This window comes from Candidatus Viadribacter manganicus (assembly GCF_001679665.1).
Classification (GTDB): Bacteria; Pseudomonadota; Alphaproteobacteria; order Caulobacterales; family Aquidulcibacteraceae; genus Vitreimonas; species Vitreimonas manganica.
Genome location: NZ_CP013244.1, coordinates 1,693,929 through 1,706,867 on the forward strand (window position 1 = coordinate 1,693,929; position 12,939 = coordinate 1,706,867).

Genomic DNA, 12,939 nt, shown 5'->3' on the forward strand with positions numbered 1-12,939 from the left:
ATGAGCGAGACGATCTTCCTCCTTGCGCTCGCGATTGCCGCCGCGGCGGCGCTTTATTCCTCCGTCGGACACGGCGGCGCCTCAGGCTATATCGCGCTGATGGCGCTTGCGGGCCTGGGGCCTGAGGAAGTGCGCCCGGCAGCACTCGTGCTCAACATTGTCGTCGCCGGCCTTGGCGCCTATCGCTACCTGCGCGCCGGCCGTTTCGACTGGAACGTATTCTGGCCGTTCGCTGTGACCGCAATTCCTGCCGCGTTTCTCGCGGGACGCATCGATGTGCCGGAAGCGGTGTATCGTCCGCTGCTTGCCGCGGCGCTTGCAGCGGCCGCACTTCGCTATCTCCTCTGGCCGCAGATTGACGCGATTAAGCCGAGCGCAGCGCCTTCCAAATTTATCGCACTGCCTGCTGGCATCGCGCTCGGCGGTTTGGCGGGGCTAACCGGCATAGGCGGCGGCGTTTACCTCTCACCGCTCCTTGTTTTCGCTGGTTGGAGCGATCCTCAGCGCGCGACCGGCATCGCCGCTTGCTTCATCGTCGTCAACTCGGTGGCTGGTCTTGCCGGACGCGCCTCTTCGATGGCGCTGTTGCCGACCTACCTTCCATGGCTCGTGCTCGCCGCCTGCATCGGCGCAGTGATAGGAACGACGTGGAGCCTCAAGGGGCTCGACAAGACCGGGGTCTTGCGCGTGCTCGGCGTTGTGCTCGGTTTGGCGGCTGCGGCGCTGGCGACATGATCCGAACACTCATCACCCCCGATCCGTTTTCTCCGGAGACAGAGATGCAGGCCCTCTCGAAAGAGCGGGACAGCGAAGCCGGCGCGCTGGCGAGCTTTGTTGGTTACTGCCGATCCGCGAACGGCGCCGTGAGTCAACTTGAACTGGATCACTATCCCGGCTTCACCGAGGCGGAAGTTTCCCGTCTCGCTCACAGTGTCGCTGCGCGCCATGATCTGCTCGACCTGCTCGTGATCCATCGGATCGGCGTCATCCCGGCCAATGATCCGATTGTGCTCGTCGCTGCACTGAGCTGCCACCGCGCCGAGGCGTTCGCCGCAGTCGCCGAGATGATGGATTACCTAAAAACAGATGCGCCCTTCTGGAAGAGTGAGACGGGTCCAGATGGTTCTCGCTGGATTGAACCCGTTGCGGCGGATTATGCGCGCCGCGCGGAGCACACAAAATGACTGAGACCTCCCAAAGCTGCCGCATCGACGAGACACTGCCGTTTAAGCCGGTGCGCATCGCTATTCTAACGGTCTCCGATACGCGGGATGAGGAAACCGACACGTCCGGCGCCCTGCTCGCTGAGCGCGCTGCCCGCGACGGCCACCTTGTTACCGCGCGCGCGCTGGTGAGGGACGATACCGGCGCCATTCGGGCGCAGGTAAACGATTGGATCGCCGATCCACAAATCGATGTCGTCATCAGTACGGGCGGCACCGGGCTCACGGGCCGCGACGTGACGCCGGAAGCGCTGAGGCCGCTGTTCGAGAAGGAGATCGAAGGCTTCGCCGTCGTTTGGCACATGCTCAGCTATCAAAGCGTTGGCCTCTCGACGCTGCAATCGCGCGCCTGCGCCGGCGTCGCGCGCGGCAAGTTCATCTTCGCGCTGCCGGGCTCGAACGGCGCCTGCAAGGACGGCTGGGAAAAAATCATCCGCTGGCAACTCGATAGCCGTCACATGCCCTGCAATCTGGTGGAAATCATGCCGCGGCTGACGGAGCGATAAGTATGGGGAATCGTCTCACGCACCTCGACGAACGCGGCCGCGCGCGCATGGTGGATGTCGGCGACAAGAGCATCACGAGCCGCGAGGCCGTCGCCAGTGGTCGCATCCGCATGCAGCCCGATACGCTCCGGCGCGCGCAGAACGGCGATCTGCCAAAGGGCGACGTGCGAGCGATCGCCGAGATCGCAGGCGTCATGGCGGGCAAGCGTACGTCGGAGCTGATTCCGCTATGTCATCCACTCGCACTGAGCAGCCTGCGCGTGGATGTAGCGCCGGATGAACGCCTTCCCGGCTTTGTCGTCACCGCCCGCGCGCGCGTGACCGGACAAACCGGCGTCGAGATGGAGGCGCTCACCGCGGTTTCGGTCGCCTGCCTCACGCTCTATGACATGCTTAAGGCGATCGACCGCAGCATGATCATCGAGGCGATCACTCTGGAAGAGAAGCACGGGGGCGCGAGCGGCTCATACACGCGGGCCGATGCATGATCAGCGTCTCCGAGGCTCGCGCGATTATTCTGGCCAACGCCGCGCCGTGCGAATCCGAAACCGTCGAACTACGGGCAGCCTTGGGCCGCGCGCTGCGCGAAGATGTTCGTGCCTTCCGCGCCCAGCCGCCTTTCCGCGCTTCGGCCATGGATGGGTACGCGCTACGTGCCAGCGACACGCCAGGCGTACTCCGGATGATCGGCGAGGCCGGAGCCGGCCGGGCGTTTGGTCGTCAGCTCCGTGAGGGCGAATGCGCGCGGATTTTCACCGGCGCGCCGCTCCCCGCGGGCGCGGACTCGGTTTTGATCCAGGAGGACGCTGTTCGCGACGGTGAGCTGGTGACATCGCTTGCCGTCGAGTTGGGCCGCCATGTGCGCAGTGCTGGCGTGGACTTTGCGGCCGACGAAGTCCTGCTCCGCGCCGGCGCCGTCCTAGATGCTCACGCCATCGCGCTTGCCGCCGCTGCCGGTAAGGCGTCACTGAAAATCTCGCTAAAACCGCGCGTCGCCGTGCTGAGCGGCGGAAACGAATTGGTGGCGCCAGGGCAGCAGCCGGGCGATGATCAAATCTTCGACTCGATGGGTGTCGGAATCGCAGCGCTCGCGGAGCAATGGGGGGCGAATGCAACGCGCATCGGGCCCCTCGCCGACGACGCGCAAGAAATCGCCGAGGCCATCGCCGCCGCGATCCCAGAACACGATCTCACCATTGTCGTCGGCGGCGCTTCGGTTGGCGACCATGATCACGCTCGCCCCGCTGTGCGCGAACTCGGCGGCGAGCTTTTTTTCGAGAAAGTGGCGATGCGTCCCGGCAAACCCACCTGGTTGGCGCGTGTCGGCGGACGCCTCATTCTTGGGCTGCCGGGAAATCCAGCGTCAGCATTCGTGTGCGCGCGACTCTTCCTGCGCCCTCTGCTCGATCAGATGTGCAGCCGCGATCCCGGCGCATCAACGCGCACGCTGAAGGCCAGAGTTCGCACCACGCTCAGCGCCAACGGAGCGCGCGAGACATACATGCGCGCCGTGCTCGAAACCGATGAAACCGGTCAGACTTGGGCGTTAGCGCCGGCCCGACAAGATTCCTCGCTACTGTCCGTCTTCGCGAATGCACAGGCGCTGATCGTGCGCGCACCGGACGCAGCAGAGGCGCCTGCCGGCGCCATTGTCGATGTGCTCCCACGCTGACGCTGCGCGCTTGGGCCGCATCTTGGGTTGATCCACATCAATCGGTCCGGAGCCTCATGGGCGGACGATGCCTCATGGATCCGCATCTCCTTCCATACGCGGAACGCCAAGCGCCCCGGTACACATCGTATCCGAGCGCCAACCACTTCGACACTTCGGTCAATGCGAACACCTACGAAGGTTGGCTAAGGTCGCTTGGACGAACATCGACGCTCTCGCTCTACTTGCATATCCCCTATTGCCGGCAGCTCTGCTGGTACTGCGGCTGCAATACCTTCATGACGCGCGGGGGCGACATCGCCGATTTCGTCACCACACTCATGATGGAAATCGATCTCGTCGCATCAACGCTTGGCTCGCGGAATGTCGACGAGATTCATTGGGGCGGCGGAACACCGAACGTCCTATCACCGGCGGAGTTTCGCCGTCTTTTGCATCACATCGATTTCTGGTTCGACCTATCACCCCAGATTCGGCACGCAGTTGAACTTGATCCGCGTTACGTCACGGCGGAGCTCGCCACTACCTATACTGATGCAGGCGTCACTCGCGTTTCGCTTGGCGTCCAGGACCTTAACCCGCACGTCCAGGAGGCGATCGGCCGTGTTCAGCCTTTCCAGCAGGTGCGCGACGCCGTCCACACATTGCGGGACGCGGGGCTACGCGAACTTAGCTTTGACCTCATGTACGGCCTCCCACAGCAATCGTGCGCCGACCTCGCGAAAACGATCAGGTTGGCCGCAGATTTGGAGCCAAGTCGCATCGCCCTTTTCGGATATGCACACGTCCCTTGGTTCAAACGCCGGCAGAGATTGATCAACGCTGATGCGCTGCCTGGACAGAGCGAGCGCTACGAACAGGCTGAGCTCGCCCGGCGCATGCTGGCGGATCTCGGATATGAGAGCGTTGGCCTCGATCATTTTGCGCGCTCCGACGACCCACTGGTGATCGCCGCACGCACCAAATCGATGCGGCGCAACTTCCAGGGTTATGTGGCAAGTGAAAGCGACGCGCTGATCGGTTTCGGACCTTCAGCAATCTCGCATCTGCCCGGCGGATACGCACAAAACATCTCGACCATCGGCGCTTGGCGGCAAGCGATTGAGTCAGATGCGCTTCCAGTCGCGCGCGGGCATGTGCAATCCGCCGAAGACTGGCGCCGAGCCGCCATCATCCAGTCAATCATGTGCGACCTTGAGATCGATCTGGCGCCATGGGGTGGTTGGGACATGTTTCCAGATGCCTACGTCGCAGTGGCGCAGCTGGCCGCAGACGGAATCGTCGAACTGCGCAACGATTCCCTCAAAATCCCTCCCTCAATGCGTCAGTTTTCTCGTCTCGTAGCCATGACGTTCGACGCATATTCTTCGCCTTCAACCACGGCGCACTCGCGCGCCATCTGAACACAGAGAGCGAATGACAACGACGACTGCAGAGCGCTACCGCGCCTATCGAGGCCATCCGCTCTTTAGTATGGGGTTTCGCCCATTCTTCTTGCTTGCGGCGCTTTGGGCCGCCTTTGCCGTTCCGATTTGGATCGGCGCGAACGCAGGCTGGCTGCCGGCGCAACATTTCACGCGCGACTGGCATGCCCACGAAATGCTGTTTGGCTATCTGAGCGGCGTCATCGCTGGGTTCCTGCTGACGGCGGTGCCCAATTGGACGGGCCGCCTGCCCGTCACCGGTAGCCCACTTGTCGCTCTCGTGTTGCTCTGGTGCGCCGGGCGTGCGGCCATGCTTGTCCCTTCCTTCGCAGCAGCGCCCTTCATCGACAGCGCGTTCATCTTCGTTTTCGCGCTGGTGGTCGGTCGCGAAATTGTCGCCGGCCGCAACGCAAAAAACCTGCCTGTCCTAATTCTATTGACCGTGTTGGGGAGCGCCAACGTCCTGTCTCATCTCCATGCCTTCGAGCCTGAGCTGGCGCTCCTCGGAGAACGCATCGGCGTGGCGGTCGTCGCGATGCTGGTTTCACTCATCGGCGGCCGGATCGTGCCGAGCTTCACGCGCAACTGGATGGCAAAGCAAAAGCTCAAGCCCGAACCGGCGCCAGCAGGATGGTTCGACGCTCTTGTCTTGGCCACAAGCGCGGTCGCTTTGGGACTGTGGGCGGCGGCCCCCCACGTCTTCGCGACGGGTTTGGCGCTCGCTTTGGCAGGTGCGCTCCACTTCGTCCGACTGGCGCGTTGGCGTGGCTGGCGCACTGTCGCCGAGCCTTTGGTGCTCATCCTTCATCTTGGCTATGCGTGGCTCGCGCTCGGCCTCACCTTGATGGGCCTCGCGATCGTTTCATCGGGCGCGGTTCCCGCTGCCTCGGGCCTGCACGCGCTCACGGCAGGCGCCTTTGGCGTCATGACACTCGCTGTTATGACGCGCGCGAGCCTCGGCCATGTCGGGCAACCGCTGACAGCGACCCGTCGCATTGCGGCGATCTATGTGCTGGTGAACCTCGGAGCGCTTGTGCGCGTCATCTCTCCGATGGCCCCCGAGATCTACACATTGCTTCTCGCCATCTCTGCGCTTCTCTGGAGCGGCGCCTTCACCTGGTTTGTGATCGTCTACGCGCCGCTCCTCTTGCGCGCCCGTGTAGAAGCTGGCCTCCGCGGAGCTAAAGCATGAAGGCGGCCCAAAGCTTCCTGGCGCTGGCTTCGCGCGAAGGCATCCGCGCCTGCTTTGCCAATCCGGGCACTTCCGAAATGCACCTGGTTGCGGCGCTCGATTCAGCGCCGGCCATTCGCCCCGTGCTCTGCCTATTTGAGGGCGTCGCCACTGGCGCCGCTGATGGCTATGGCCGTATGGCTCAAGCACCGGCACTCACCCTCTTGCATCTCGGCCCCGGCCTCAGCAACGGCCTCGCAAATCTGCACAACGCCTATCGCGCCAAGACGCCGATCGTTTCATTGGTTGGCGAGCACGCCACATATCACCGCGCCAACAATCCCCCGCTCTCAAGCGACATAGCCTCCATCGCCAGACCCGTCTCATCCTGGCTCAAGACGGTGGAAGTGCCCAATCAGCTGCTTGATCTAGCTCTGGAAGCGATCCAAGCCGCGCGCAAGACAGGCCCGGCGGCGCTCATTCTGCCGGCTGATGTCGCCTGGAGTGATGAAGAGCTTACGCCGCCAACGCCGCGAGAGCGCCGCGAAGAGCCATTCGATGCAACTCATCTGGAAGAAGCCGCGCGTTTGCTTGGGCCACGCACTTTACTCTTGCTTGGCGGCCGCTTCCTTTCGGCAGTCGCTTGTTCGGCTGCTCAACGCATTGGTGCAAAAACTGGCGCACTTGTTCTCATAGAGACCTTCCCGGCTCGGGTCCGCCGCGAAGGGCCGGCAGCGGCGTTAAGGCGCCTGCCTTATCTCAGCGAGATGGCGGCAAGCGCGCTCGCCAATATCGACACCATTGTACTCGCGGGCGCAGCGTACCCCGTTGCGTTCTTTGCCTTGCCCGGACGGCCAACCAAGCTTGCACCGGAGCACGCGCGCGTACTGGATCTCGCAGCGCCAGGCTCAACGATCGAGGGGGCTCTCAACACGCTTGCGTCGGTTCTGCAGGCGCCCGAGACCGAGCCTTCGATTGTGGACAGGCCGGCAAGACCAGAGAACGGCGGCGCGATCGACCCCGCTTCACTCGCGCAGAGCATCGCTGCAACAATGCCGGAGAACGCCATCGTTTGCGACGAATCCAACACAGCTGGGTTGTTCTGCTATGATGCCGCGGCGGCCGCACCGCCTCACGATTGGTTGACGCTGACAGGTGGCGCAATCGGCCAGGGCTTGCCATTGGCCACGGGCGCCGCCGTCGCGTGCCCCGATCGTCGGGTCCTCGCACTCGAAGCCGACGGCAGCGCGCTTTACACCATCCAGGCTTTGTGGACCCAGGCGCGCGAGGGCCTCAACGTCACCAATGTCATCCTCAACAATGGCGCCTATGCCATACTGCGCCTGGAAATGATGCGCGCCGGCGTCAACGAATTATCGGAAGCCGCAAACGCGCTATTTGACTTAAAGCGCCCCGCTATCGACTTCTGCGCCATCGCGCGCGGGTTCGGAGTCCCCGCTGAGCGGGTCGAAACACCCACAAAGCTCGTCGCGGCGCTTGAGCGCTCCTACGCAGCGTCTGGTCCCGCTCTCATAGAGGTGATGATCCGATGATGGATTTGCCCGACGCGCTGACGGCCCAGCTTCAGACTCTGTTGGGCGCACGTTTCAGCCGCGCCGCCGCGATCCGAGATCAACATGCCGGTGGCGGCATGCATTTGCCGGCGCTGCCGCCCCAAGCTGTAGCGACAGTTGAAAATGTGGAAGAGATTGTTGCGGTCGTGCACGCGTGCGCGGATCACAGCGTGCCGATCATCCCTTACGGGGCGGGTACTTCTCTCGAATGTCATGTGGGAGCGCCGCGCGGCGGCGTCTCAATCGACTTGTCGGGCATGAAGCGAGTGCTGCGCGTGAGCATGGACGATCAGGATTGCACGGTCGAAGCGGGACTGACACGCGTGGCGCTGAACGATGAGCTTCGCCACACCGGGCTCTTCTTCCCGGTCGATCCCGGTGCGGACGCCACAATCGGCGGCATGGCCGCGACGCGTGCATCAGGGACAACAACACTGCGCTACGGAGGCATGCGCGAAAATGTCATGGCGCTCACCGTGGTCACCGCCGATGGCCGTGTCGTCAAGACTGCGCGGCGCGCCCGCAAATCTGCAGCCGGTTACGACCTGACACACCTTTTTGTTGGGAGCGAAGGCACACTCGGCGTGATCGCCGACGTCACGCTGAAACTTCATCCCACACCAGAAGCTACGAGCGCAGCAGTATGCGCTTTCGAGTCTTCCCACGGCGCAACCCAGACTGTGATCGAGTCTGTGCAATGCGGCCTTCCTTTGGCGCGGGCGGAGTATCTCGACGCCGCTGCCATTGCTGCCGTCAACCGTGCGTTTTCCACTGACTATATGGAGAGCGACACGCTGTTCCTCGAATTTCACGGCTCGCCCCAGGAAGTGACGACACACGCTGAACGGGTGAGCGCCATCGCTGCCGAGAATGGCGGCGGCGAATTTCGCTGGGCTATCGAAAGCGAAGCGCGAAACCAATTGTGGAAAGCGCGCCATCAAGCGGGATTCGCAGCATTGAGTTTGAGACCCGGGGCACGGCCATGGTCTACGGATGTTTGCGTACCGATCAGCCAACTCGCCGCCTGCATCGACAAGACCAAACGCGACATCGCCCTCCTCCCGTTTCCTGCCGTAGTGCTCGGGCACATCGGCGACGGCAACTTCCACGTGATTTTGTTGCTGGACCCCGCCAATTTAGGGGAGATGGACGCTGCCAAGCGATTCAATGACACCCTGATCTCACGCGCGATTGAGATGGACGGCACCAGCACTGGCGAACATGGCATTGGCCTCGGCAAACGCGACTCACTGCGTCACGAACTCGGCGGGGCCGTCGATCTCATGGCTGACATCAAGCATGCGCTCGACCCGCGCGCGATCATGAACCCAGAGAAGATTTTTGCGTCCAAGGCGTCGTTAAGTGCGCACGGACGTCCGAACCGTTAGATCAACTCAAAGCCTTTGGCCGACGAAGCGAGTTTCTGTCCCGTCCACAGCTGAATGACCATGAGCGGAGCGCCGTCGCGAATTTCGTGACTTGGCAAACCAATCACGAGCGGATGCATCTTGAGAAACGACCTCCATATCGTTGGGAAGTCGGAGCCCGACGCCTGCGCCTCTCGACAGCGGCGCAACAAGTCGGCGGCTGAAGCATCGTGCATCACGCAATCCCCCAGGAGGAAGGATTGCCAGCGGCAGCGCGCCGCTCCTTGAGCCTACTCAAGGGGCCAACAGTAGCTTGCGGCATTCGACCGCGGCGCTGCTTGACGTTCGTCAATCCGCCTGCACGCGCGTCGTGTTTAGCTCCCACATGGCGCTCGGGCGCCGTTGGCCGGCCGCCAGCACCCCCCAGGGGGCGCGGAAAGCTAGGCCCGGGCACGCCGCTCCGTCACAGCACGGAGCGGCCTGCCTGTCAGCCGCCGCCTCCTGGGACCCTGACATGACAAGCGACTTCCAAGCCCGCATCGCCGAGATCGATGAGTATGCAGTTGAATTGAGAGCCCTCATCCCTGACACGCTGAATGCGTTCGGAGGCTTGTCGAAGTCAGCACAAACCGCTGGAGAGCTCGATAAGAAGACTAAGGAACTGCTCGCGCTCGCCATCTCGGTTGCGATCCGTTGCGACGGGTGCATCGGCTATCACGCGCGCGGCGCGCATCGCACAGGCGCAAGCCGGCAAGAAATCGCCGAAGCGCTCGGCGTCGCCATTCAAATGGGCGGCGGCCCGAGCGTGAATTATGCTGCTGATGCGTTGCGTGCTTTCGACCAATTCCAACCGAAGGCGACAATGGGAGCGAGTCCCATCTCAACCCGGTCATGACCTGAATGGTTCGATCCAGCCGAACGACCATCACGGGCCAACAACAGCCGCGCGGCCACATTGTTACGAACGGCGGCCATCGAGCCGTCCGCCGCCACCCACGCTCCACGTAACGGGTACGTTGCCTCTTGCGATGCTGGCCCCGCCCAGCGGCCTATCCGCTTCGGGAGTCGCCCTCGGTGAATTTCCCTCTCACTGAGTCGCACCTCTCTCTCTTTTCGCCCCGCAACCCTCTGACATTGCGCCCACAATTCTGGCGCTGATGGCACGCGTCTGCTCGCCCCGCAATTTGGCAGACGGCGGTCACAAGAAACGCGACGGCCCGCGCCGCGCCACCGGTCAAATTCCGAGAGAATGCAACTCCGTCTGCGCCGCCCACGCCGGCCGGTCGAAGGCCGCGCCCAACGACGCGCCCAACACACGCACCGCCGCTTCGGCCGCCGCCAACCGGCGCACGACGAGCCGCCCGAGCGGCAACTCCAGCTCCTCGACGAGCGACGCGATCTGCTCCGCGTTCTCATTCACCACGACATGCGCCGCCTCTACCGACCGGCGCAGCTCGGCCCGCGCGCGCCGGCGATCTTGCGGGTCACGCATCGCGCCAGCCAACGCGAATTGCACGTGCACTCGACACAACGCCGCCCCGGCAATCTCCACGTTGCGCTCGACGACAGTCTGCCACCCGAGCGTCTCCGGCGGCAGCGCATCGCCTAGCGGTTTCACCCGCGTCTGCCACTCAGTCAGCGACAGCACCGCCTCCCGCACGGGCGCGATTTCCGCGTCGTCCAACGTAGCGACCGGACACCAGCGCCGCACAAACTTCAGGAAGTCCGGCGGGTACAAAAAATTCACGTCACGCTCGCCGCGCTCCCACTTCGACCGCCACTCCCCGCGCGCCCGCGCGCTAATGCTCGCGCCGACAAACAACCGCTTGATCGGCACCACGCCGGGGTCGCAGAAATCGAACGCCAGCACGTCGCGCAGCAGCACCGGCTCGCTATCCGGCGCGTCCGTCGCGGTTTGCACGACGGCGCCGCCATCGCTGCCTTTGAGCAGGTAGTGCGTGACGATGTTGTGCGACAGCGCATAGTCTTTGCCATAGCGGTTGAGCCGCGACGCTTTGCGTTCGTACGCCACGCCCCAGCGCGCACACTCGGCGCGCACCCACCCTTCAAGCCACCCCCGCAGCATTGGACGATACGAGGCCGGTACATGCGCAGCGATGTGCACGTGCAACCCGATCTTCGGGCCGCGCTCGACAACGGCGATGTAAGCGCGCGGCAAGGCATTGTCGCGCAGCCACTGCGCGAAACACTTCAACAAGCGCTTCAATGAAACATTCGCGCGTTTCGGGTCGCCCGCCCCCAGCAGCGCCATGGACAACGTCAGAAGCGCCCCGAAACGCCACCCACGCGACTGGGCGAACTCGGCGGCGCTCAAGACTTCGCCGACAGCATCAACACTCAACACCGTCGCGTTGGGATTGGGCGGCGACGCCCGTCGCCCGCGCGTCAACTTCTCCAAGAAGATATGCGGCCGCGCCGGCGCCTCGGCGCGCAGGTCCGCCAGCCATTCCTGAAAGGCCGCTTTGTCGTCGCCCCACACGGCACGAAAGAGATCACCGTGCCAACCACCCAACCGAGCGCAGAACCACACGGCCTCCGGCGACCAAGGACCACCATACTCCCACATGGTCCGGGCGAAGTCGGCGTGGTTGGCGAAGTCAGCGCGACGTAGTGTGGTCACGGATCGTCGTCCGGCGCGAGTAGGCATGCGAACTCGCCGGCCGTATCCGGGTCAACGTTGACGGGTTGGTTGAGCGTCACGCGCGCCAGCTCATCCGCGAAGTCACGCCGTGCATCTGCCAGCGCGTTCTCGCGCGCTGCGTCCCAGGCAGCGTGCTCTTCCCGCAACGCGCGTTCGCGCGCCTCTTCGGCGGCCTCGATTTGGGCGTGCCACTGAAGGCCGGGACACCGTTCAAGGCAGCCGCAGCGCAGCAGCTTGAAGAGCCCGTGCTTACGATCGAACTCTTGCATCGCGCGCTCCAGCGCGCGCTTCGACGGCCGGCGCGGTGGTGCACGCTTTGGCAACGGCACCGGACAGCCCGCCTCGCCCCACACCGAAACGTCGCGCCGGCCCTCGCCGGTATAAAAGTACGCGTTGGGCGTGCGACCAGTCTCAATTGCGGCCACAAGCAAGGGACCGAGCCACAACACCGCTTCACATGACAAGAACAGCGCGCGCATCTCGTCGTTGTCAGGGTGCGCCCCTGAGTCGTACAAAACCTGCGCCCGGCGATCGACGGAAAGCCCCCACAGCTCTTCGAGTTTGTGTGCGGTTCCTGACCGGCAGGCATAACTCTCATCAATGGTAATCTGCGGAGGCTGGGCTTTCTCGATCATACGAAAAGCATGACCGAGAAAGCCAACAACGTCTGCGCAAGGCCTAAGGCATTTCCCTGCGAGCGCGCTTCTTGATGACTCGGCGTAGGCCGCGCTCCAGCGTCTCGTAGGCGTATGACTTCTTGAGCTTCGCGCGGGTCAAGTACTCAAAGGGTTGATCCCCCGTATCGCAGCGCAACGCTGCAAACTCTTGGATGTCCATTTTTCGTTTCACCATCTCGTCCGCCAGCGCCTCCATTCGACGCCACGCCGCATTGGCATTCGCGTCGACGGCCATCTTCTGCCGACAAGCCAAGCTCAAACTGTCAGCTAGCTGCGCTCCGCCGAATTTGTTGCAGTTTTCCGTGACCCACCGCCAAATTTCCATTTCGCTCCACATCCGAGTTCCGTCGAGAAATCGGATTGCGGGTGGAAAGTCCGGAAGCTGAATCAGTTCATAGAACTTGGAACGCCCGATCGGCAGAATGCCGTCAGGCTTGTGAATCTGTTTTGGGCGAAGAAGGCGATCGCCAGCACATAAAGACATTGCATTTGAAACCCACCTATCGAACCGCGGCATCGTCGCTGCGCTCTTGCTAGGCGGGCATGGCGAGTTATGCCCTGTTTAACACCCACTAGCTTGCGCACGCATGGTACCGAGCGCGCGAACCATTCACCCCAACTAGGGCCGGCACCAGGGCACGCCGGTTCCTTCGGGCATAACGC

The 12,939-nt window shown here is 63.2% G+C and carries 13 protein-coding genes; 10 read left to right on the forward strand and 3 right to left on the reverse strand.

Annotated elements, in window-relative coordinates:
- From ATE48_RS08825 to ATE48_RS08875, 10 genes are all read left to right on the forward strand, one after another.
- Complete coding sequence (locus ATE48_RS08825; RefSeq protein ID WP_066770264.1) at positions 1-735, forward strand: sulfite exporter TauE/SafE family protein; 735 nt, start codon at positions 1-3, stop codon at positions 733-735.
- Positions 732-1,184: a molybdenum cofactor biosynthesis protein MoaE gene (locus ATE48_RS08830; protein WP_066770266.1), complete on the forward strand. Its 453-nt coding sequence runs from the start codon at positions 732-734 to the stop codon at positions 1,182-1,184. Before ATE48_RS08825 ends, ATE48_RS08830 begins: the two co-directional genes overlap by 4 nt.
- A complete protein-coding gene (moaB, locus tag ATE48_RS08835) occupies positions 1,181-1,729 on the forward strand; it encodes a molybdenum cofactor biosynthesis protein B (RefSeq protein ID WP_066770268.1) in 549 nt (182 codons plus the stop codon). Before ATE48_RS08830 ends, moaB begins: the two co-directional genes overlap by 4 nt.
- Positions 1,730-1,731: 2 nt before the next feature.
- Positions 1,732-2,217, forward strand: a complete 486-nt coding sequence (gene moaC, locus ATE48_RS08840) for a cyclic pyranopterin monophosphate synthase MoaC (protein ID WP_066770270.1) — start codon at positions 1,732-1,734, stop codon at positions 2,215-2,217.
- The gene (locus tag ATE48_RS08845; RefSeq protein ID WP_066770272.1) at positions 2,214-3,401 is read left to right on the forward strand and encodes a molybdopterin molybdotransferase MoeA; all 1,188 of its coding nucleotides are present in this window, start codon (positions 2,214-2,216) and stop codon (positions 3,399-3,401) included. The genes moaC and ATE48_RS08845 overlap by 4 nt, the downstream gene beginning before the upstream one ends.
- A gap of 74 nt (positions 3,402-3,475) precedes the next feature.
- On the forward strand, positions 3,476-4,804 hold the full coding sequence (gene hemN / locus ATE48_RS08850; protein ID WP_066770275.1) for an oxygen-independent coproporphyrinogen III oxidase: 1,329 nt from the start codon (positions 3,476-3,478) through the stop codon (positions 4,802-4,804).
- 13 nt (positions 4,805-4,817) lie between these two features.
- Positions 4,818-6,017, forward strand: coding sequence for an NnrS family protein (locus ATE48_RS08855; protein WP_066770278.1), 1,200 nt, complete (start codon positions 4,818-4,820; stop codon positions 6,015-6,017).
- Positions 6,014-7,549, forward strand: a complete 1,536-nt coding sequence (locus ATE48_RS08860; RefSeq protein ID WP_066770281.1) for an acetolactate synthase large subunit — start codon at positions 6,014-6,016, stop codon at positions 7,547-7,549. The genes ATE48_RS08855 and ATE48_RS08860 overlap by 4 nt, the downstream gene beginning before the upstream one ends.
- Positions 7,549-8,958 carry an FAD-binding oxidoreductase gene (locus ATE48_RS08865; protein WP_066770285.1) on the forward strand — a complete coding sequence of 470 codons (1,410 nt, stop codon included), beginning with the start codon at positions 7,549-7,551 and terminating at the stop codon, positions 8,956-8,958. The genes ATE48_RS08860 and ATE48_RS08865 overlap by 1 nt, the downstream gene beginning before the upstream one ends.
- Before the next feature lie 493 nt (positions 8,959-9,451).
- Positions 9,452-9,832 carry a carboxymuconolactone decarboxylase family protein gene (locus ATE48_RS08875; RefSeq protein WP_066770291.1) on the forward strand — a complete coding sequence of 127 codons (381 nt, stop codon included), beginning with the start codon at positions 9,452-9,454 and terminating at the stop codon, positions 9,830-9,832.
- 339 nt (positions 9,833-10,171) lie between these two features.
- Here ATE48_RS08875 and ATE48_RS08880 read toward each other — a convergent pair whose 3' ends face one another.
- The 3 genes from ATE48_RS08880 to ATE48_RS08890 all read right to left on the reverse strand — a co-directional run bounded on the left by ATE48_RS08880 (position 10,172) and on the right by ATE48_RS08890 (position 12,793).
- Positions 10,172-11,272, reverse strand: coding sequence for a hypothetical protein (locus tag ATE48_RS08880; RefSeq protein WP_156767689.1), 1,101 nt, complete (start codon positions 11,270-11,272; stop codon positions 10,172-10,174).
- A gap of 302 nt (positions 11,273-11,574) precedes the next feature.
- Positions 11,575-12,234, reverse strand: a complete 660-nt coding sequence (locus ATE48_RS08885; RefSeq protein ID WP_066770294.1) for a hypothetical protein — start codon at positions 12,232-12,234, stop codon at positions 11,575-11,577.
- A 43-nt stretch (positions 12,235-12,277) separates the two neighbouring features.
- Positions 12,278-12,793: a helix-turn-helix transcriptional regulator gene (locus ATE48_RS08890; RefSeq protein ID WP_066770297.1), complete on the reverse strand. Its 516-nt coding sequence runs from the start codon at positions 12,791-12,793 to the stop codon at positions 12,278-12,280.
- Positions 12,794-12,939 lie beyond the last annotated feature (146 nt).

What these genes read in the sequence shown, in the direction of transcription:
- ATE48_RS08825 (WP_066770264.1), top strand. Translation starts at nt 1, where the DNA reads ATGAGCGAGACGATCTTCCTCCTTGCGCTCGCGATTGCCGCCGCGGCG.
- ATE48_RS08830 (WP_066770266.1), top strand. Translation starts at nt 732, where the DNA reads ATGATCCGAACACTCATCACCCCCGATCCGTTTTCTCCGGAGACAGAG.
- moaB (WP_066770268.1), top strand. Translation starts at nt 1,181, where the DNA reads ATGACTGAGACCTCCCAAAGCTGCCGCATCGACGAGACACTGCCGTTT.
- moaC (WP_066770270.1), top strand. Translation starts at nt 1,732, where the DNA reads ATGGGGAATCGTCTCACGCACCTCGACGAACGCGGCCGCGCGCGCATG.
- ATE48_RS08845 (WP_066770272.1), top strand. Translation starts at nt 2,214, where the DNA reads ATGATCAGCGTCTCCGAGGCTCGCGCGATTATTCTGGCCAACGCCGCG.
- hemN (WP_066770275.1), top strand. Translation starts at nt 3,476, where the DNA reads ATGGATCCGCATCTCCTTCCATACGCGGAACGCCAAGCGCCCCGGTAC.
- ATE48_RS08855 (WP_066770278.1), top strand. Translation starts at nt 4,818, where the DNA reads ATGACAACGACGACTGCAGAGCGCTACCGCGCCTATCGAGGCCATCCG.
- ATE48_RS08860 (WP_066770281.1), top strand. Translation starts at nt 6,014, where the DNA reads ATGAAGGCGGCCCAAAGCTTCCTGGCGCTGGCTTCGCGCGAAGGCATC.
- ATE48_RS08865 (WP_066770285.1), top strand. Translation starts at nt 7,549, where the DNA reads ATGGATTTGCCCGACGCGCTGACGGCCCAGCTTCAGACTCTGTTGGGC.
- ATE48_RS08875 (WP_066770291.1), top strand. Translation starts at nt 9,452, where the DNA reads ATGACAAGCGACTTCCAAGCCCGCATCGCCGAGATCGATGAGTATGCA.
- ATE48_RS08885 (WP_066770294.1), bottom strand. Translation starts at nt 12,234, where the DNA reads ATGATCGAGAAAGCCCAGCCTCCGCAGATTACCATTGATGAGAGTTAT.
- ATE48_RS08890 (WP_066770297.1), bottom strand. Translation starts at nt 12,793, where the DNA reads ATGCCGCGGTTCGATAGGTGGGTTTCAAATGCAATGTCTTTATGTGCT.